This is a genomic window from Amycolatopsis sp. SB7-3 (assembly GCF_041021335.1).
GTDB classification, from domain to species: domain Bacteria; phylum Actinomycetota; class Actinomycetes; order Mycobacteriales; family Pseudonocardiaceae; genus Amycolatopsis; species Amycolatopsis japonica.
This window is the reverse complement of record NZ_JBFPJQ010000002.1, coordinates 1,095,135-1,115,030: the sequence shown is the minus strand read 5'-3', so window position 1 is coordinate 1,115,030 and position 19,896 is coordinate 1,095,135. Positions and strand designations below refer to the sequence as shown.

16 protein-coding genes are annotated in these 19,896 nt (G+C 69.4%); 9 read left to right on the top strand and 7 right to left on the bottom strand.

Annotated elements, in window-relative coordinates:
* Positions 1-2: 2 nt before the first annotated feature.
* Positions 3-305 carry a hypothetical protein gene (locus AB8M46_RS23295; RefSeq protein ID WP_172843588.1) on the bottom strand — a complete coding sequence of 101 codons (303 nt, stop codon included), beginning with the start codon at positions 303-305 and terminating at the stop codon, positions 3-5.
* Between AB8M46_RS23295 and AB8M46_RS23290 the strand changes: the two genes are divergently transcribed.
* The 3 genes from AB8M46_RS23290 to AB8M46_RS23280 all read left to right on the top strand — a co-directional run bounded on the left by AB8M46_RS23290 (position 262) and on the right by AB8M46_RS23280 (position 3,428).
* Positions 262-804 carry a hypothetical protein gene (locus AB8M46_RS23290; protein WP_394361558.1) on the top strand — a complete coding sequence of 181 codons (543 nt, stop codon included), beginning with the start codon at positions 262-264 and terminating at the stop codon, positions 802-804. The two genes, AB8M46_RS23295 and AB8M46_RS23290, sit on opposite strands and share 44 nt — an antisense overlap.
* Positions 805-975: 171 nt before the next feature.
* A complete protein-coding gene (locus tag AB8M46_RS23285) occupies positions 976-1,764 on the top strand; it encodes a hypothetical protein (RefSeq protein ID WP_394361557.1) in 789 nt (262 codons plus the stop codon).
* Positions 1,761-3,428, top strand: coding sequence for a serine/threonine-protein kinase (locus tag AB8M46_RS23280; RefSeq protein ID WP_394361556.1), 1,668 nt, complete (start codon positions 1,761-1,763; stop codon positions 3,426-3,428). The genes AB8M46_RS23285 and AB8M46_RS23280 overlap by 4 nt, the downstream gene beginning before the upstream one ends.
* Before the next feature lie 21 nt (positions 3,429-3,449).
* Here the strand turns inward: AB8M46_RS23280 and AB8M46_RS23275 are convergent, their stop codons facing one another.
* Positions 3,450-4,262: a DUF2382 domain-containing protein gene (locus AB8M46_RS23275; RefSeq protein WP_394361555.1), complete on the bottom strand. Its 813-nt coding sequence runs from the start codon at positions 4,260-4,262 to the stop codon at positions 3,450-3,452.
* A gap of 370 nt (positions 4,263-4,632) precedes the next feature.
* Between AB8M46_RS23275 and AB8M46_RS23270 the strand changes: the two genes are divergently transcribed.
* Positions 4,633-6,234, top strand: coding sequence for an ABC-F family ATP-binding cassette domain-containing protein (locus AB8M46_RS23270; protein WP_394361554.1), 1,602 nt, complete (start codon positions 4,633-4,635; stop codon positions 6,232-6,234).
* Positions 6,235-6,238: 4 nt separating this feature from the next.
* Here the strand turns inward: AB8M46_RS23270 and AB8M46_RS23265 are convergent, their stop codons facing one another.
* From AB8M46_RS23265 to AB8M46_RS23255, 3 genes are all read right to left on the bottom strand, one after another.
* Positions 6,239-7,060: a class I SAM-dependent methyltransferase gene (locus AB8M46_RS23265; RefSeq protein WP_394361553.1), complete on the bottom strand. Its 822-nt coding sequence runs from the start codon at positions 7,058-7,060 to the stop codon at positions 6,239-6,241.
* A 211-nt stretch (positions 7,061-7,271) separates the two neighbouring features.
* Positions 7,272-8,285 carry a YdcF family protein gene (locus tag AB8M46_RS23260; protein ID WP_081975836.1) on the bottom strand — a complete coding sequence of 338 codons (1,014 nt, stop codon included), beginning with the start codon at positions 8,283-8,285 and terminating at the stop codon, positions 7,272-7,274.
* Between the two features lie 109 nt (positions 8,286-8,394).
* On the bottom strand, positions 8,395-10,014 hold the full coding sequence (locus AB8M46_RS23255) for an ATP-binding cassette domain-containing protein (protein WP_350599033.1): 1,620 nt from the start codon (positions 10,012-10,014) through the stop codon (positions 8,395-8,397).
* Between the two features lie 63 nt (positions 10,015-10,077).
* Between AB8M46_RS23255 and AB8M46_RS23250 the strand changes: the two genes are divergently transcribed.
* The 3 genes from AB8M46_RS23250 to AB8M46_RS23240 all read left to right on the top strand — a co-directional run bounded on the left by AB8M46_RS23250 (position 10,078) and on the right by AB8M46_RS23240 (position 11,885).
* Complete coding sequence (locus AB8M46_RS23250) at positions 10,078-10,434, top strand: DUF6412 domain-containing protein (protein WP_016335128.1); 357 nt, start codon at positions 10,078-10,080, stop codon at positions 10,432-10,434.
* A gap of 68 nt (positions 10,435-10,502) precedes the next feature.
* Positions 10,503-11,285 (top strand): membrane protein insertase YidC, encoded by a 783-nt coding sequence (gene yidC, locus AB8M46_RS23245; RefSeq protein WP_394361552.1) that lies wholly within the window; start codon positions 10,503-10,505, stop codon positions 11,283-11,285.
* A 42-nt stretch (positions 11,286-11,327) separates the two neighbouring features.
* Positions 11,328-11,885 carry a hypothetical protein gene (locus tag AB8M46_RS23240; protein WP_394361551.1) on the top strand — a complete coding sequence of 186 codons (558 nt, stop codon included), beginning with the start codon at positions 11,328-11,330 and terminating at the stop codon, positions 11,883-11,885.
* Positions 11,886-11,948: 63 nt separating this feature from the next.
* Here the strand turns inward: AB8M46_RS23240 and AB8M46_RS23235 are convergent, their stop codons facing one another.
* Positions 11,949-14,297, bottom strand: coding sequence for an excinuclease ABC subunit UvrA (locus AB8M46_RS23235; RefSeq protein ID WP_394361550.1), 2,349 nt, complete (start codon positions 14,295-14,297; stop codon positions 11,949-11,951).
* Between the two features lie 57 nt (positions 14,298-14,354).
* On the opposite strand from AB8M46_RS23235, the gene AB8M46_RS23230 reads away from it, so the two are divergent.
* Positions 14,355-15,320 (top strand): helix-turn-helix transcriptional regulator, encoded by a 966-nt coding sequence (locus AB8M46_RS23230; RefSeq protein ID WP_394361549.1) that lies wholly within the window; start codon positions 14,355-14,357, stop codon positions 15,318-15,320.
* A gap of 104 nt (positions 15,321-15,424) precedes the next feature.
* Here the strand turns inward: AB8M46_RS23230 and AB8M46_RS23225 are convergent, their stop codons facing one another.
* Positions 15,425-15,889, bottom strand: coding sequence for an Lrp/AsnC family transcriptional regulator (locus tag AB8M46_RS23225; RefSeq protein ID WP_125736038.1), 465 nt, complete (start codon positions 15,887-15,889; stop codon positions 15,425-15,427).
* Positions 15,890-16,051: 162 nt separating this feature from the next.
* Here AB8M46_RS23225 and AB8M46_RS23220 point away from each other — a divergent pair, with 162 nt between their 5' ends.
* Positions 16,052-19,501, top strand: a complete 3,450-nt coding sequence (locus tag AB8M46_RS23220; RefSeq protein WP_394361548.1) for an indolepyruvate ferredoxin oxidoreductase family protein — start codon at positions 16,052-16,054, stop codon at positions 19,499-19,501.
* The last annotated feature ends 395 nt before the right edge of the window (positions 19,502-19,896 follow it).

The following is a 19,896-nucleotide window of genomic DNA, read 5'->3' as shown; positions in this document are numbered from 1 at the left end:
GCTCAGGGGAAACGGATCACGGTGATCCCGGCCAGCACGAAGAACACCAGCACCACCAGGGTGCCGCTGTGCCCGCCGGACGAACTGGTCACGACCTGCTCGACGGCGCCGGTCAGCCGCACCCCGCAGTCCGCGACGACGGTGTGCCTGCCTGCCTCGATCCGGGTGAACTCGACGGCCGCGGTGAAGGCGCCGGTGCCGTCGGCGTAGGCGCCACCGACGCGTTCGCCGTCCGACGTCAGCGTGACGCGTTCGCCGGGTGTGCAGCCCTTGCCCGTCGCGGACAGCGCGTCGCCGGGCTGCACGCTCGGCCGGTCGAGGACCAGGTCGTTCGGGCCCGGCGGGGTGCTGCTCGTCGACGGGACGTCCGTCGGCGGCGGGGGAGTGTCCGTTGTGGACGGTGGCGTCGTGGTGGGCGGCGTCGTCGTGGTCACGGGAGTGGTCGGCGTGGTGGTCGTTCCCGGTCTGGTCGGGGTGGTCACCGGGACCGACGGCTTGGTCGTCGGAGGCACCTTCGTCGTCGGAGGCGCCGTGGTCACGGTCCCGGTCACGCGGAAGGTCGCGTTCCCGGTCAGCGGCTGTCCGGTCCGCGCGTTCGTGCAGGTGCCGGTGACGGTGTGGCCACCGGGGGTCGCGTTGCCCGGAACGGTCGCCCCGACCTGTCCGCTGGGGGCACCGACCGACGTGATGGCCGTTCCTTCCCACGTGAAAGAAATAGGTCCTTTGCACGGGGAGAAATTCCAGGAAATGGTGAAAGAACTCCCGGCGGGTCCGCTCGAAGGTTTCAAACCAACCGTGGACTGATAAGGGGACTGCTGCGCGTTTCCCGTCCCCACCTGGGAAAGCAGGAACAACAACCCGGTCACGGTGCCGAATATCAGGCGAACCACGATACGCATTGGGACGTCCCTCTCCGGTAAGTACTCGCTGTAGCATTCCGGACCAGTCGGCCGAGGAAAACAGGGGATGCGCAAAATGGGACGTGTCATCGCGGCAGGGGTTGCGTTGGGGCTGTGCGCGGTCCTCTTGGGCTCACCACCGGCCAATGCGGACGATGTCCTCGACGGCAGGCTCGACCTGGCGGTCACCCTCGATGACCAGCCGATCGCCAACGCCACGGTCATGGTCGATCCGGCGAAACAGGTCGAGCTCACCGTCACGGCCACCAACAGTGGTGGGACCTCGGTCAAGGTCCGCAGCGTCCGGGTGTCCGGGGTGGCGCTGGCCCTGACCTTCTTCGCCTACGACACCACGGCGCCGTTCGAGGTCCCCGCGCACAGCCGGGTCACCAGGACCTTCGTGCTTGACATGGCGGATCTCTCCGGTCAGGCGATCGGACTGCTCCCGTCGACGGTCGAACTGCTCGACGCGCAGCGCGAAACGCTCGGCGAGGCGACCACCGTCGCGGACATCCGCGGATCCTTCTGGTCCGTCTACGGCGCTTTCGGGCTCGCGATGCTCGTGCTGACCGTGCTGGCGTGGCTGACCGCCCTGCTCGCGCTGGCCCGCCACCGCCTTCCCGCCAACCGGTGGCGGCGCGGCCTGCGTTTCCTGCCTGCCGGATTCGGCACCGGGCTCGTCGCCGTCGTCTCGCTGTCGGTGCTGCGGCTCGTCCCGCCGGAGCCGGCGATCGAGATCCCGGTGGTCCTCGGCGCCGCCGTGATCGCCTTCCTGCTCGGCTACCTGACCCCGCATCCCGAGCCGGGCTCCAGCGGCGACGAGACGGTCCGCTTTCCCGACGGCACCAAGGAATTCAACCGATGAGCGCACCCGCCGAGGTCGTCGCCGCGCTGCCGCAGTACGAGATCGGGCCCGCGATCGGCCAGGGCGGGATGGGGGTCGTCTTCGCCGGTGTCCACCGTTCACTACGGCGCGACGTCGCCATCAAACAGCTGCCGTGGGACGTGCTGAACCACGCCGTCAGCAGCGAGCTCTTCGACCGCGAAGCGCGCGTGCTGGCCAGCCTCGACCATCCGCACATCGTGCCCGTGTACGACTACGTGCGCACCGGCCGTGAACACCTGATGGTGATGGAAAGGCTCGACGGCGGCACGGTGCACAGCCGGTTCCACAGCGGCGAGATCGGCGGGGAACAGGCCTGCGCGATCGGGCTGGCGATGCTCGCCGGGCTCCACGCGGCGCACGAAGCGGGCGTGCTGCATCTCGACGTCAAACCGAAGAACCTGCTCTTCACCACGCAAGGCGTGATGAAGGTGGCCGACTTCGGCATCGCGAAGGTGATCAGCGAGGGCGCCACCCTCGTCACGCACGGCGGCGAAGTCCTCGGCACACCCGCCTACATCGCGCCCGAGCAGGCGATGGGCAACGCGCTGAGCCCGGCGGCGGACGTCTACTCGGCGGGCACGGTGCTCTACGAACTGCTGTCCGGGAAGCTGCCGTTCGACAACACCCGTGGCGCGATCAGCATGATGCGCCAGCACATGTTCACCGATCCGCGCCCGATCGACGGCGTGCCGTCACCGCTCGCCGGGGTCGTCATGCGCAGCCTCTCGCGCGAACTCGACTCCCGGTACCGCGACGCGGAGACCTTCGCCGCCGACCTCGCCTCCGCCGCCACCGCCGTGTACGGGCCGGGCTGGCTCGAACGCTCTCGCGTGCCGGTGCGGCACCTCACCCCGAGGGTGATCTCCGCGATCGGCGCGGCGGTGCCCGCCGGAGATGGGCCGACCCGGCCGGTCCGGCGTCCCACACCGGATCCGACGCTGTCGGCGACCCGCGCGGAACTCGAACCGGGGAAACGTCCGGGCTCGGTGCTCTGGTTGCGGCTGGCTGCGGCCGTCGCCGCGATCGTGCTCGTGGTGCTCACCCTGCTCACGCCGGAACGGTTGCCGCACGAGGCCACGACGCTGAAGATCGACGGCGTCGCGGCCTCGTCGGCGTCCCTCGACCTCAGCAAGACGTTCGCGGTGACGGGGGAGGGGAACCCCGGCCAGATCACCCTCGCCCTTTCCGCCGCCGGGATCCCACTCGGTTCCGCGTCGGCGGTCCCGAAACCCGAGGGCGAGGGCTTCCGTGCCGATCTCGCTTTTCCCGGTCTCACCCGGTGGATCGCCGGCGGCGCCGTCACCGCGACCCTGACCGCGGACGGCGTGCCGCGGACCTTCACCGTCGTCACCGACCAGCATCCGCTCGCGAGCGCGCTCGGCGCCGGCAGCCTGATCCTCGCCCTGTTCGCCTTGGCGTACCTGGAATCCGGGCTGCGGACCATCCGCAACGGACATCGCTGGCGGGGCGCGCTCGTCGGCGGGCCGGTGCTCGGCCTGCTGTTCGGCGCGACGGCGTGGCTCTGCGTCTCGGTGCTGAGGGTGCACGAGCCCGCGGTCCTGTTCGGCGTCGGCTGCTCGATCGCGGGTGCCGTGGCGACCGGTTTCGTGGTCGCGGCCGCCCGCGTCCGGCGCATGCGCTGAACCCGGGCGGCCCGCCCCAGGTCACGACTTGCGGTGCTTGCCCTCGTCGTCGACGACCTCGAACTGTTCCTTGCGGACCTTGCCGGAGATCGTCTGGTCCTCGGTGACGGTCTCGGTCTTGAGCCTCGCCCGCTCGACCGCGACGGTTTCCTTGTCCACCACCGGTTTCTCGGCGTGCAGCACGACTTCCTGTTCGTCCTCGGCGATCTCGGCCCGCTCACCGCCCGGCTTCGTGATCGGTTCCCGCTCGATCCGGACCTCCTCGTGGCTGACCGGGACGGTGACCTGCTGCTCCTCGGTGACGACGTACTTGCGCAGCCGGACATGGCCGGTCTCGACCTGCTCGGTGCCGACGTTCAGCCGTTCCTCGGACCGCGTCATCGTGCGCTCGGCGTCCCGATCCTTCCGGCCGGAATCCGCACGCGTGCCCGGGTCCATGCCCGCCATACCCGCCTTGCCGCGGCCCGCGTCGCCCTGGCCCTGCGTCCGGTCGTCCATCCGGCCGTCCGGCGACGTCCGCGGCATCGGGAGCCCGTAATGCCGGTACAGCTGCGCGCTCTCCTCCGCGGACAAGTGGCCGTCGGCCTCGATCCGGGGCGCGTCGGTGACCGCGTCCTTGTCGACGCGGACGTGCACGCCTTCCTTGTCCGCGTGCGCTCCCGAGAGCGGGACGAAACTCTCCTTGGTGCCGAACAGGCCCGTTTTGACGGTGATCCATTCCGGCTGGCGCGTCGCGTCGGCGAGGTAGACGTTGCCCACCTTCCCGAGCTTGTTGCCGGTCGGGTCGACCACGGCACTGTCGATGAGTTCCTGCGGCTGCATGGTCTTCGCCATCGGTCCTGCTCCTCTCGAAAGATGCTGCTGAGAAGCCCACCGTCGGCCGGGCCGGTGATCATGGCAACCGTCGTGGTGCACCTGTGGGTGACCCCGGAAAGTGGTGGTTTGAAGCGACGTTCGCGGGCTAGGCACGACGCCGCGTCGCAGGTGGAAGCGGGTGTCCGGGAGGTGGCGAGCGCGCCTGGGGGATGGCGCGAACGTGTGGTTCCGAAAATCGGATGCGGGGGCTTCCGGCCGTGTCCTACCCTCGTGAGCGTGATGCAGCACCTGTTCTTCCTCTGAGGAACGACGCCTCCACCGGTACCGCGAGCCGCGGCACCGGAGTTCGTTCTTCCTGCTCATCACCTTCACCGGAGGCAGTTCCTTCATGTCATCCCCTCTCTCGCCCGCGCCTGTGCGCGCGGCGCACGTCCGCCTGTCCGGCGTCCACCTCTCCTTCGGAGGACGGCCCGTGCTCTCCGGCGTCGATCTCGTCGCCGCGGCCGGGGACCGGGTCGCCATCGTCGGGGAGAACGGTCGCGGCAAGACCACTCTTCTCCGGGTGCTCGCCGGTGACCTGGCCGCTGATCGCGGCGAGGTGCATCGCTCGGGTTCGGTCGGCGTCGCCGATCAGCAGATCCCGCTCGGCGCGGCCGACACCGTCGGCGCGCTGATCGACCTCGAACTCGCCGCCGTCCGCGATGCGCTGAGCCGCCTCGAGGCCGCCACCGAAGCACTCAGCGAGGGCCTTCCGGGCGCGGACGACGTTTTCGCCGCCGCGCTGGAACAGGCCGAAGCCCTCGACGCGTGGGACGCGGACAGGCGCGTCGAAGTGTCGTTGGCGGCCTTGAACGCCGTGGACGACCGCGACCGTCCACTCGGGACACTCTCGGTCGGGCAACGCCACCGGGTCCGGCTCGCGTGCCTGCTCGGCGCCGGGCATCCGGTCCTGTTGCTCGACGAACCGACGAACCATCTCGACGCGGCGGGCCTCGAACACCTCACCGAGCGGTTGCTCGCGCACCCGGGGGTGGTCGTGCTGGTCAGCCATGACCGGGCGTTGCTCGCGGACGTCGCCACCACGGTGATCGACCTCGATCCGTCGAGCGACGGCAGGCCGCGCGTCCACGGCGGCGGGTACGCGAGTCATGTCGAGGCCCGCCGAGCCGAACGCGCCCGCTGGGAGTCCGAGCACGCCGAGCAGATCGCCGAACGGCAACGGCTGGCCGACGACCTGTCCGCCGCCCGGAACCGGTTGCGGGACAACTGGCGCCCGCCCAAGGGCACCGGCAGGCATGTCCGTGCCACCCGCGCGCCCGGACTGGTCCGCGCGGTCCACCGGCGGCAGGAAGAACTGGCCGGGCACGTGGTGGCCGTCCCGCCGCCGCCCGCCCGGTTCTCCATGCCGGACTTGCCGTCACACGGAGGCGCTGTCCTACTCCGAGCCGCCGGGGTGACGGTGGCCGGACGGCTGGCGCGTCCGGTCGACGTGGCGCTGGAAAGCGGCGACCGGCTGGTGGTCACCGGCCGCAACGGAGCGGGCAAATCGACGCTCCTGAGCGTGCTGGCCGGGGAACTGGAACCGGACACGGGCACGGTCACCCGCTCCCGATCGGCGAGGATCGGGCGGCTGGGACAGGAATCCGACCTGCCGGGCAGGCGGACGGCGATGGAGCTGTACGACGAACGGCTCGCCAGGTCGGGGATCTCCGGTCCGGGGCTGGGCGAACTGGGCCTGCTCGGCGGTTACGACCGCAACCGGCCGGTGGCCGAACTGTCGGTCGGCGCCCGGCGCCGGCTGGACCTGGCGCTCGTACTGGCCGGTCGCCCGCACGTCGTGCTGCTGGACGAACCGACCAACCACCTGTCCGCCACGCTCGTCGACGAGCTGACCGTCGCGCTCGGGACGACGCCGGCCGCGGTGGTGATCGCGACGCACGACCGGCAGCTTTCGCGGGACACGGCGTCCTGGCCGAGGCTCGCGTTGTGAACCGTCACTCGTGGTGGGCGAGGGTGTAGCGCACGGTCTGCGCCAGCACCACGCTCCCGTCGGGCTCGCGGAGCGGTTCGAGCTCCGCGAGCACGGCCTGGCGAACGGCGTCGAGGCGGTCTTCCGGGATCAGCTCCCAGAACATCCGCTGGCCGTGCGACCAGGACCAGGTGATCCAGTGCCCGGGGTCGGCGAACTTCACCGGATAGACGCGTTCCACGGACGTGACGCCGGTGAAGCCCGCCGACTCCACGGCCTGGCCGAAACCTTCGAGGGTGGCGAACAGCCCCGACCTGATGGCCAGCGTCCAGGCCAGCTCCGGCGGTACGAACGGTTTGAACACCTCACGCACGGCGGCCCAGCGCGGATCGTCGGCGCCGAAGGTGGTCACGCCCAGCCGACCGCCGGGCGCGAGGAGACGATGCCAAGACCGCAGCCCGGCGACCGGATCGGGCAGGAAGAAGACCACGAACGACGCGAGGACCACGTCGAAGGCTGCGTCGGGCAGCGTCGGTTCTTGGGCGTCCATAAGGGAAACCGAGGCGTTGACGCCGCGATCCTCGACGTCTTTCGCGGTGCGCTCGACCATTTCCGCGGACAGGTCGATCCCCAGCACCGATCCGCCCGCGCCGACCCGCTCGGCCGCAGGGAACAGCACCGCGCCCCGCCCGCAGCCGACGTCCAGCACCCGCTCGCCGGGGACGAGCGCGACCCGGTCGAGCAGTTCTCCGGCGAACGTGCCGAAGAAGTCGACCCCGAGGGCGTCGTAGGTCTCCGCCGTCCGGTCGAACAGCCGCGCCATCGCCTGCCGGGTGTAAGCGCTCATGCGCAGGACGATGGCCCGGTGAAAACGATGTTGTCAAACGGATGGCTGGGATTTGTCATGCGGGCTTGAGTGGTGATGGCGGGAATTCGGCCCGGCGTGAGCGAAGGCGAGACTCGCGTGATCAGAGACGTGACTCGCGTGATTGGAGGCCGCACTCGCGTGTTCCGCCTCTGATCACGCGAGTTCCGGCTTCGATCACGTGAGTGCGGTCTCACGAGAAGGCGCGGGAAACCTGCGAAAGCACGATCAGCCCGCACACCACCAGGTTCTTGTACTTGTGCTCCACCACGATGGCGACGAATTCGCGGATGGTGGCGCTCGGCCAGAAGTACCACGCCGTCGGTGACCCGATGACCTGGCCGTTCACCTTCGCGCGGCGGGCGATGAGGGCGGCGCGGAGCACGTGGAAGTTGTTCGTGACGACCGTGCAGCGGTAGTCCGCCTTCCGCTGCCGCATGATCTCGTCGCTGAAGGTGAGGTTCTCGAAGGTCGTCCGCGACCGGTCTTCGAGCAGGATCCGCTCCCTCGGCACGCCGTTCTCGACCAGATACCCGGCCATGGCGTGAGACTCCGGCAGGTCCTCGTCGGGTCCCTGCCCGCCCGAGGTGACCACCATCGGTTCCCCGCCGCGGCGGGCTTCGGCGTCGATCACGCGCCGGGCGCGGTTCAGGCGCCCGGCCAGCAGCGGCGGGACGCGGTGACCGTCCAGCAGTCCCGAACCCAGCACGACCACGAAATCCACGCCCTTCTCGGTGCGGATGCGGCCGTAGACGATCGAGTACAGGAGGAAGCAGACGAACAGGAACGAGAAGTAGACGACCAGCCCGTTCAGGATGCCCCGGACGATGTCGAGGGGTTCCCAGGCCAGTTGCGTGACGGTGGCGTTGAAGACGATCAGCGCGCAGATGCCGAGCCCCGCCAGCAGCGAAAGGACGTTGGCGAGCCTGCGGCCTTCCCGGCGGAGCATGGTGATCCCGTTGCAGATCAGGAAGACCGTCAGCGCGAGGACCGTCGGGATGATCAGCAGGATCACACCGACCGCGACGAAACCCGCCGCTTCGGGCGAAACCGAGGCGAGCAGCGCGATGAACGTCACGCCGAGGAAGAGGAGCGCGAAGAACAGGTAGAAGCCGTTCCGCAACCGGCGTCGGTCGCGCAGGAAGCTCACCAGGAACGCCGCGCAGCACAGGGCCGCGATGGCGAAGGGGATGGCAGCGGCCTCCACGGGGAACTCCAGCCTTGGGACGATGCGGACACGCGGCGGCATTCAAACACACGACGGACCCGCCGAACGCACTTCCCGTTGGTGTGTCGCCATCACTGACCCGAGTGAGTCAGCGAGCGCGTTGTACTGGCCGTTCGTCCCACACCGGTTCCGTCGTCTCCCGCACCTGCCCGTCCGAGCCGAACACGAGGTACCGATCGAAGGAGCGCGCGAACCAGCGGTCGTGCGTCACCGCGACAGTCGTGCCTTCGTACGCTTCCAGCGCCTGTTGCAACGCTTCCGCCGAAGCGAGGTCGAGGTTGTCGGTCGGTTCGTCGAGCAGCAAGATGGTGGCGCCGCCGATCTCCAGCAGCAGGATCTGGAACCGCGCCTGCTGCCCGCCGGACAGCTTCTCGAACCGCTGATCGCCCTGCCCGTCGAGTTCGTAACGGCGCAGGACGTTCATCGCCGGCCCCCGGCTTCGCGCGTAGCCGGTCCAGAGGATGTCGACGAGCGTCTGCCCGAGCAGTTCGGGATGGGCGTGCGTCTGCGCGAAATGGCCGGGGACGACGCGGGCGCCGAGCTTCCAGCGTCCGTCGTGCGCGACGTCCTCACCGGCCAGCAGCCGCAGGAAATGCGACTTTCCGGAGCCGTTCGAGCCGAGTACCGCGACCCGTTCGCCGTAGAAGACCTCCAGATCGAAGGGTTTCATCAGGCCGCTGAGTTCGAGTCCTTCGCAGGTGACGGCGCGAACCCCGGTCCGGCCGCCGCGCAGGCGCATGGTGATCTTCTGCTCGCGCGGTGGAGCGGCGGGCGCTCCGGCCTCCTCGAATTTGCGCAGCCGCGTCTGCGCGGCGTGGTAGCGCGAAGCCATCTCGTCGCTGCGCGCGGCGTACTGGCGCATGTCGGCGACGAGTTTCTTGAGCTGGGCGTGCTTTTCGTCCCACCGGCGGCGGAGCTCCTCGAACCGTTCGAACCGTTCCGCACGCGCCTGGTGATAGGTGTCGAAGCCGCCGCCGTGCACCCAGACGTCGCCGCCGGCGGGCCCGGGCTCGACGCTGATGATCTTCTTCGCCGCTCGCGCGAGGAGTTCCCGGTCGTGCGAAACGAACAGCACGGTCTTCTGGGTCTCACGCAGCCGTTCTTCCAGCCACTGCTTGCCGGGGACGTCGAGGTAGTTGTCCGGCTCGTCGAGCAGGAGGACACCGGATCCGCCGAGGAGCAGCGCCTCCAGCACCAGCCGTTTCTGCTCGCCGCCGGAGAGCGTGCGCACCTCGCGCCAGCGCGCCTTCTCGTACGGCAGGTTGAGCGCCGCCGTCGTGCACTTGTCCCAGACGACTTCGGCTTCGTAGCCGCGAGCGTCACCCCAGTCGCCGAGCGCCTGCGCGTACGCCATCTGGTTCGCTTCGTCGTCGCGTTCCATCAAGGCGAGTTCGGTCTCGTCGACGGCACGAGCGGCGGCGCGGAGCGCGTCCGGCGACACCGAGACGAGCAGGTCCCGCACGGTCCGTTCGTCGCGTACCGACCCGACGAACTGGGGCATCACCCCGAGCCCGCCGCTGATGGTCACCGAGCCCTCGCTGGGGGAGAGTTCCCCGGAGATGAGCCGCAGCAACGTCGTCTTGCCCGCCCCGTTGGCGCCGACGAGCGCGCAGACGCTGCCCTCCCCGACCCGGAACGAGACATCGTCGAGGAGAAGTCGTCCGTCGGGCAGGTGGTAATCGACATGTGCGACTTCCACGTGACCCATTTCGACAGACTGCCCGCGCACTCGGCGATCACGCAACGCAATATCTCCGGTAGTGTCGGCGACGTGGAGCGAACCTACTTCGGCGTGCGGCTCAAGCTGATGCTTGCGCTGTTCCTGCCCGAGTTGTTCGTCGTGCTCCCGGTCGTCGGCGGGATCAACCCGCTGAGCCTGGCCACCGCGCTGACGGCGTCGGTGGCGGTCGCGAACCCGCTCGGGCTGGCCGCCGCCCTGACCGCGTCCCTCGCCGCCGTCCTGCTCGCGCTCGCGGTGCATTTCCGCCTGGAACCGGCGGCCGCCGCGATGCGGGTGCGCGCCATCAGCCTGCGCGAACGCGCGCAGCTGTTCCTGAGCCTGCGCGATCCCGACGCGCGCGGCCGCGTCCGGCCCAGGGCTCCGTCACCGGGCATCGCGACTGCCTGACCTTTCTCGTCCGAAGGTGTGGCAGTCACTCCTGCCCGCATACCTTCGACCGACGGAGTGACCTGGTCATGTTCGATGTCTTTCTGTACCCCGTTTCCGCCATTCTCTGGTTCTGGCACAAGGTCTTCGGTGCCGTGTCGAGCCCCGACTCGGGCGTCGCCTGGGTGCTGTCCATCGTGTTCCTCGTCTTCACGCTGCGTCTCCTGCTGGTCAAACCCGCGCTCAGCGCGTTGCGTGCGGGCCGCCGCATGCAGGCGCTCGCCCCGGAGATGCGGCGGATCAAGGAGAAGTACGGCAAGGATCGCCGGCGGATGGCGGAAGAGGTCCGGAAACTGCATGCCGAAAGCGGCTCCAACCCGCTGGGCGGCTGTCTCCCGGCGTTGATCCAGCTCCCGGTGTTCCTGTCGCTGTACTGGGTCCTGCGCGATTTCACCCCGGGCGCCGCCTCGAACCACATCTTCGACCACTCCGGTGTGCAGTCGTTCCTGAACGCGGACCTGTTCGGCGCGAAGCTCGGCAACTGGCTTTCGCAACCCGCGGCGGAACTGGCGGCGTTCGGCACGGACCACGTCCACATGATCGCCGTCGGCGTGCCGCTGATGCTGATCGCGAGCCTGGCCACGTTCTTCTCGATGCGATCGGGCCTCGCGCGGCAGTCCGCTCCGGAGACCGCCGGGATCACCAAGCTGATGATGTACCTGGCGCCGGTCGGCATGCTGGTCTCGGGATCGTTCTTCCCGGTGCCGATCGGGGTGCTGCTGTACTTCCTGGCCACCAACGTGTGGACATTGGGGCAGCAGCACTTCCTCACCAAGGTCGTCGACCGGGAGGAGGCGTCGCGAGCGAGTTGATCGTCGGGACCGGTCCCGTCGGACGGCTTTACCCTCTGCCGGATGAAGAGCCAGACGACAGCGCGCATTCGAGTGACCGTGGCGCTCGCCGTCGGCTGCCTGCTCGCGGGCTGCGCCACGAATCCGCCGGAACCGGAACCGAAACCCGCACCCCCGCCGTCTCCGACCGGCCCGGATCCCGCACTGGTCTCCTGGGCGGGCGGATACTGCGGCGCGGTCAAGGACATGCGGCTGATCGTCTACAGCATGGCCAAGGGCTATGACATCGAGACAGCCGCGGACCTGCCGAAGGCCGAGGACTCGCTGAAGAAGCTGGACACCGCGCTGACCGCGGCGATCGTCGGGCTCGAGAAGCTCCCGAAGATCGCTCAGGACGCCGACAAGCTGGCCGCGGGCGAGCTGGCGTTCTACCGGAAGCTCCACGGGAAGGTGACCGAGTTCCGCTCCCTGCTGCCCCGAGGCGGCGTCGAATACGCCAAGGCCGCCCTCGATCTGAGCGGGGCCGATCTGGTCACGCATGTACCCGAGGTCAAGACCGGCGACGTGCCGGGTCTCGATCAGGCGATGAAGGCCGACAAAGCCTGCGAACTTGTCGGCTAGATCACGCGGAACAGGGCCAAGAACTGTTCGGTACCGGCGTGTCGGGCAAAGCCCGATGGGGAATCATCGCGCTCGCCCGGGAACTGTTCCCGGGCGGGTGGGTGTTCCCGGCGCCGTCCGGCGCCGGGAACGCGTTCGCAGATGACGTCCGGTGAGGGACGCGGAGTCCTCGGCCAAAGCCGACGGCGTGCCCTCGAACACCACCGTCCCGCCTTCGGCGCCCGCACCCGGTCCGATGTCGATGACATGGTCGGCGTGCGCGATCACCCGCTGATCGTGTTCGATCAGGACGAGGGTCGCGCCGCCGTCGACGAGTTCGTCGAAGAGCGCGAGCAACCGGTCGACGTCGCTGCCGTGGAGTCCGGCCGTGGGTTCGTCGAGGATCAGGCGCAGTTCGTGCGCGGGGCCGGCGTCGGCGAGGTGCCTGGCGAGCAGCAGCCGTTGCCTTTCGCCGCCCGACAAGGTGTCGAGGCTTTGCCCGATCGTCAGGTAGCCGAGCCCGACGCGGTCCAGCCAGCGTGACCGCTGCCCGATGGGGGACCGCTCGCCGAACAGCGCGGCGACGTCCGCCGGGTTCATCGCCAGCACGTCGGCGATGGTCCGGTCGTGCAGGCGCGCGGCGAGCGCGTCCTGGTTGAACCGGGTGCCGCCACAGGCGTCGCAAGCGGTCTGGACGTCGTCGAGGAAGGCCAGGTCCGTGATGATGACGCCTTTGCCCTTGCAGACCGGGCAGGCGCCGCGGCCGTTCGCGCTGAACCACGACGGATGTTTCCCCGTGGCCTTCCCGAAGGTTTCGCGGATGGGCTCGGCGATACCGAGCACCGTGGCGGGCGTCGACCGGATGCCACCACGCAGCGGAGCCTGTTCGACGACGACGAAATCGGGATGCCGCCGGGGGAGTTCGCCGGCGATCAGGGTGCTTTTGCCGGAGCCGGCGACCCCCGAAACGACGGTCAGGACGCCGAGCGGCACGTCGACGGTGATGTCACGGAGGTTGTGGCTACGGGCGCCGGAGATCGTCACGGCGCCTCGCGCGACGCGGGTCCGCTCGCGGAAGCGAAGCGGGACACCGAGGATCCGTCCGGTTTCGGTACCGGCCGTGAGGAGTTCGCCGGGGCCGCCCTCGAACTGGACACGTCCGCCGCCGTCGCCTCCGGCGGGCCCGAGGTCGATGACGTGGTCGGCGGCCGCGATGACCGCGGGATGGTGTTCGACCACGAGGATCGTGTTGTGCGCGTCGCGGAGCCTGGCCAGCAGTTCGAGCAGGCGGTGCACGTCGTGCGGATGCAGGCCGGTGCTGGGTTCGTCGAACACGTAGCAGACGTCGCTGAGCGCGCTGCCGAGATGGCGGACGATCTTGACGCGCTGGGCCTCACCGCCGGACAACGTCCGCGACTCCCTCGACAGGCTGAGGTAGCCGAGACCGACGGAATCCAGGGCGTCGAGGCGTTCCCCGATCGCTTGTGACAGCGGGGCCACCGACGGATCGCGCACGGCCGCGACGACGTCACGCAGCTCGCCGACCGGCATGGCGGACCAGTCCGCGATGGACCGCCCGTCGATCAGGCTTCCGCGCGCAGCCTCGGAAAGGCGGGTTCCCGCGCACTCCGGGCAGACGCCGCGGGTGACGACTCCGGCGAGGCCTTCCTGTTCCTCGGCCGTGAGGCGCGACGGCGTCTTGCGCAGGTACGAATCCCGCAGGCGCGGGACGATGCCGTCGAACAGGCCGTGCTTGGGGTATTCGGAGCCGGGGTCGTCGAGGGGGAGTGCTTCGGCGTGCAGCAGGGTCTCGACCTTCGCCGCCGGTAACCGTCCTAACGGGACATCGGGATCGACGAGTCCGGAATGGACGAGCCGTTTCCAGCGGTAGGTGCCGGGGGCGAACGTCGGGAACCGCACGGCGCCTTCGCGCAGGCTTCGCGAGCGGTCGAGCAGCCGGTCGAGGTCGATGTCGTCGACCGTGCCGAGCCCTTCGCAGCGCGGGCACATCCCGGCCGGATCGTTGAACGAGTAGGCGGGCGAGAACCCGGCGCCCGGCTTTCCGAGACGGGAGAACAGCAGACGCAGCAGCGGCGCGATGTCGCTCGCCGTGCCCACGGTGGACCGCGCGTTGCCGGTGAACCGGCGTTGATCGACGATCGTGGTGAAGACGAGGCCGTCGATCCGGTCGACGTCGGCGGGCGGATGTTGGGGGAGCCGGTTCCGGACGAAGGCGGGATAGCTCCCGGTGACCAGGCGCTCGGCTTCGGCCGCGATGGTGTCGAACGCGAGCGACGACTTCCCGGAGCCCGATACACCGGTGAACACCGTCAGCCGGTGCTTCGGCACCCGCACCGAGATGTCGCGGAGGTTGTGCGTCCGGGCTCCTTCGACGGTGATCCACCGGCCTCGGTCAGCTTGAACTTTCGCCATGAACCGAGGCTACGATGAGTTGTGGCCGGATTACGGCCACAACTAGCGGGAGGCGTCGTGACGGAACCACGGGAACGGATGTTGCGGCTGCTGTCGCTCCTGCAATCCGGCCGGGCGTGGCCCGCCGCCGAACTCGCGACGGCGATGGAAGTCCCGCCGCGCACCCTGCGCCGGGACATCGACCATCTGCGCGGCCTGGGCTATCCCGTGGAGAGCAGCCGCGGTCCGGGCGGCAACTACCGGCTGGTCGCGGGCACCGCGCTGCCGCCGCTGATGCTGGAACACGACGAGGCGATCGCCACCGTGCTCGGCCTGCGGCTCGCCGCGGCGGGTGGAACCGGCGTGGACCTGACCGCCGAATCGGCCGACCGCGCCGCCGCGAAACTCCGGCGTGTGCTGCCGTCCGCACTGCGACGGCGGACCGATGAAATGCTCGCCGCGGTCGAGTTCGGAACCGGCGAACGGCCGCGAGTCGCCCAAGACGTCCTGAACGTCCTCGCCGCGGCGATCGCGGCTCGGCGGTGCCTCGAGTTCGCGTACACGGGCAAGGACGGCCCGTCGTCGCGGACGGTCGAGCCGATGCGGCTCGTCCAGCTCGGCAGGCGGTGGTATCTCTACGCCTGGGACCTCGGCAGACGCGATTGGCGGAGCTTCCGGCTCGACCGGATCGACGCGCCGTCGATGACCGAGGTGGCGTTCGAGCCGCGTCCGCTCCCCGTCGAGGATGTCGCGGCGCATCTCCAGGAACGCTTCCACAGCCCGAAATCCCTCCGGATCACGCTGACCCTCGACGTCGGCGCGAGCGAGGCCGCTGCCCGTCTTCACCGGGTGGACGGGAGCTTTGAGGCTCTTGGGGAGGACAGGTGCCGATACGTCGCGTACGTCGATTCGTTCGAGTGGCTGGCGGTGGTTCTGACGCTCACGGATATCGGGTTCACGGTGGAGGAACCGGCGGAATTCGCCGAGTACCTGGTGCGGACGGGGGAGCGGCTGCTGCGGGGTGGGGCGAGTTCGAGTCCGTGAAGGCCTCCTTGAGGGACTCTGGGTCCCTCAAGGAGGCCTTCACGGACTGCGAGACGCCACATACGCCCCACGTGCACCAGCAGTCACAGCGGCCGCGCCACCACTCAAGAGGGCTGAGGCCACTGCTGCCCGCGCGTCCACGACTCCAGCACCATCAGCGTCTTTGTACCCGTCACCTGGTGATGCCGCCGGATCTCGTCGATGGTGCGTTGCAGGTGGCCCATGTCCCGCACCCGCAGCCAGACGAGCGCGTCGGGGTCGCCCGCGATGGTGAACACCGCCTGGGCCTCGGGCATCCGGGTGGTGGTGCGGACGATCTCGCCGACCTTGGTGGTCCCGGTGAACCGCAGTTCGGTGAACGCCTCGATGCCCCAGCCGAGTTTGGCGTGGTCGATCTGGACGGTGTAGCCGACGATGACGCCGTTCTCCTGCATGCGGTCGATCCGGCGTTTGACCGCCGCGGTGGACAGCGTGACGCGGGCCCCGATGTCGCCGAGGGTGCGCCGAGCGTCTTCCCGCAGCAGTTCGAGGATCTCGCGATCGGTCTCGTCGATGAGCTGGTCCGCCATGAGCCAGGATGGTACGCAGACGCAACGGATATCGGCCAGCAGAGAAGATGGGCCGGATTTTTTGCGTGCCGGGTGCCAATAGACTGCCGCCTGTTGCGACGGCCCGCGCGGTCGGGTCTCCTGTCGTGACGTCACGCGGGGGTGCCGAAGGAGGCAGGTCTGGTGGAGCAGTTCACGTTGGAGGACCGGTATCTGCGGGAGGACGGCACCGTCTACCTCAGCGGTGTCCAGGCCTTGGTCCGGATGCTGTTCGACCGGGTGCGGCACGATCGCGCCGCCGGGGCGTCCCCCGCCGTGTTCGTCTCCGGCTACGAGGGATCGCCGCTGGCCGGCTACGACCTCGAACTCGGCCGCCGCTCCCACCTGCTCGAAAAGCACGACGTCGTGCACCGTCCCGGCCTGAACGAAGAGCTCGCCGCGACCGCGGTCATGGGCAGCCAGCTCACCGCGTCGGTCGGCTCGTCGCGCGGCGGGGTCACCGGGTTCTGGTACGGCAAGGCACCCGGCCTCGACCGGGCGACCGACGCGCTGCGGCACGCCAACCTCGCGGGGACCGACCCGGCGGGCGGCGCGGTGGCGCTGGTCGGCGACGATCCGAACGCCAAATCCTCGTCGGTGCCGTGCGCCTCCGAGCTCGCGCTGGCCGATCTGGCCATGCCGGTGTTCTTCCCCTCCGACTCCCAGGACGTGCTGGACTTCGGGCTGCACGCGGTGGAGCTGTCCAGGGCGAGCGGACTGTGGTCGTCGATGAAACTCGTGGCGAACGTGGCCGACGCCGCGAGCACCGCGCATGTCCGGCCGACCTGGACGGCGCCCGAGCTGGCGCTGCCCGCGTACCGGCACAAGCCCAGCACCCGGCTGCTCGGCACCACGTTGATGGCGCTCGAACGCAGCCTGTACACCGAACGCCTGCCGCTGGCCGTCGAATACGTGCGCGCGAGCGGGATCAACCGGATCGTCCAGGAAGGACCGGCGGATCGCGTCGGCATCGTCACCGCCGGAAAGTCCTATTTGGACTTGATGCAGGCGCTGCGGTTGCTCGGCCTGGACGCCGACGCGTTGTCCCGGAACGGGATCCGGATCCTCAAGCTCGGTGTCATCCACCCGCTCGAACCGTCGATCGTCCGCCGCTTCGCCGATGGACTCGACGAAATCGTCGTGGTGGAGGAGAAGCGCTCCTTCGTCGAATCGGCGATCAAGGAAATCCTGTACGGCACCGCCGGCGCGCCCGCCGTGTACGGCAAGACCGGCCCGGACGGCCGCACGCTGTGCACCGAACTCGGCGAGCTCGACCCGGACGCCATCGCGAGGGTGCTGGCCACCCGGCTGAGCGAGCACCACGAGATCCCGTCCGTGACCGCGTGGCGGCGACAGCGCCGCCGTGAGCGCATTTCCGTGCCGCTGCTGACCAGGACGCCGTACTTCTGTTCCGGCTGCCCGCACAACTCCTCGACCAAGGTGCCCGAGGGCACGGTGGTCGGTGGCGGCATCGGCTGCCACGCCATGGCGCTGTTCATGGAGCCGGAACAGGTCGGGGACGTCGTCGGCCTGACCCAGATGGGCGGCGAGGGCGCGCAGTGGCTCGGGATGGAGCCGTTCGTCGACGCCTCGCATTTCGTGCAGAACATCGGCGACGGCACGTTCACCCACTCCGGCAGCCTCGCGGTCCGGGCGGCGGTGGCCGCCGGGGTGAACATCACCTACAAGATCCTCTACAACGCGACGGTCGCGATGACCGGCGGGCAGGACGCCGTCGGCGGCCTTTCGGTGGAACGGTTGGCGTCGCTGCTCCTCGTCGAAGGCGTCGCGAAGGTGGTCATCACCAGTGACGAGCCGAAGCGGCTCCGCGGCGTCCGGATGCCGGACGGTGTCGAGGTCCGGCACCGTGACGAACTGCTGAGCACCCAAGAGGAACTGGCCCGCGTTCCCGGGGTGACGGTGCTCATCCACGACCAGGAATGCGCCGCCGAGAAACGCCGCAAACGCCGTCGCGGCAAACTGGAGACCCCGGCGGCCAAGGTCGTGATCAACGAGCGGGTGTGCGAGGGCTGCGGCGACTGCGGCGAGAAGTCGAACTGCCTGTCGGTTCAACCGGTCAGCACAGAGTTCGGCCGCAAGACCACGATCCACCAGTCGTCGTGCAACGTGGACTACTCCTGCCTGGCCGGCGACTGCCCCTCGTTCATGACGGTGGTGCCCACCGGCCGCAAACACCGGCGGAAGGCCGGGGAGATCACCGCGGCCGAACTGCCCGCTCCCGAGACCTCCGGCACCGACTTCACCGTGCGCATCACCGGGGTCGGCGGGACCGGCGTGGTCACCGTCGCGCAGATCCTCGCCACGGCCGCCGTACTCGAAGGCAAGCAGGTCCGGACACTGGACCAGACCGGGCTCGCGCAGAAGGGCGGCGCCGTCGTCTCGGATCTGAAGATCACCGCCGAACCGACGCCGCAGGCCCCGAAACTCGCGGCCGGGGAATGCGACCTCTACCTGGCCTGCGACGTCCTCGTCGGCGCGGATCCGGCGCATCTGTCGGTGGCGGACTCCGGCCGGACCACGGCCGTGGTCTCCACGACCGAGGTGCCGACCGGCCGGATGGTCGTCGACACCACGGTGTCCTTCCCCGATGCCGCCGCCGTGCGCGGGGCGATCTCGGACAACGCGGCGCGGACGGTGGCGCTCGACGCGCGGGAACTGGCGGAGATCCTGTTCGACGACGACCAGTTCGCCAACATCCTCCAGCTCGGTGCGGCGCACCAGACCGGCGCCATCCCGCTGGACGCGGCCAGCCTGGAGCGCGCGATCGAACTCAACGGGGTCGCCGTCGCGGGCAACCTCCAGGCGTTCCGGCGAGGCAGGCAGCTCGTCGCCGATCCCGGCGCGCTGCACGCCGTGGTCGCCCCGGCCGCCGTCGCCGCGAGCCCCACTCCGTCGGCGGCCGCCCTGCGTGCCCGTGCGCTCGTGCACGCCGAACCGGGTTCGGAACTCGCGCGGCTGCTGGACATCCGCGTCCCCGAACTCGTCCAGTACCAGAACGTGCGCTACGCGAGGGAGTACGCCGAGTTCGTCGAGCGTGTCCGGGTCATGGAACGGGATTCGACCGCCATCACCGAAGCGGTGGCGCGGAATCTGCACAAACTGATGGCCTACAAGGACGAGTACGAGGTCGCGCGGCTGTCGCTCGATCCCGCCGTGCTCGCCGGGATCGAGGAGGAGTTCGGCGTCGGGAGCCGGTACGCCTACCGCCTCCACCCGCCCTTCCTGCGCGCGATGGGCATGAAGCGGAAGATCGCGCTGGGCCCGAAGTTCCGCCCGGTGTTCGTCGCGCTGCGTGCCGCGCGGAAACTGCGCGGCACCCGCTGGGACCCGTTCGGCAAGGCACACGTCCGGAAGGTGGAGCGGGAGCTCGTCGGGCAGTACCGGGAGACGATCCTCACCGCTTTCGGCACCGAGGACGCCGATCGCGGAAGGCTGCTGGCCTTGGCCGAGCTGCCCGATCTGGTCCGTGGCTACGAGGACGTCAAACTGGCGAACGTCGAGGCATACCACCGGGAACAGGCCGCGCTCCTGGCCGATCTCGTCCGGGCGGACCGGCTCGGCGCGAACACCTGACGTAGACGGTCTTGTCGTAAGGCAGCCCATCGAGGACGTCCGGGCGCCTTCCGTCAACAGGACGGATCACGTCCACCCTCGTCCCGGCTCCGGCGGAGAAGAACAGACGCATCGCCGAAGAATACTGCCGAACGTACCAATGCCGCGGCCCGATTGTCTTTCCTGACGGCTTTTTCCGCATCGTCCGTGCTTCTTGTGTCAAGAATGTGCCGGGTTTTCGTCGACAGACACGCGCGACCGGCAAAACTGGCTGCTGTCAAGAGTTTCCGCTGCGCGACGGTCCCGGTCGGCTGTTCGTGTGGAACGTGCGCGATTCGTGAAGTGAGTGCATTAGTGTCGCTTCGGGGTCCGCACATCCACACCACTGATCGGGATTGGGGAGTCATCGTGAAGAG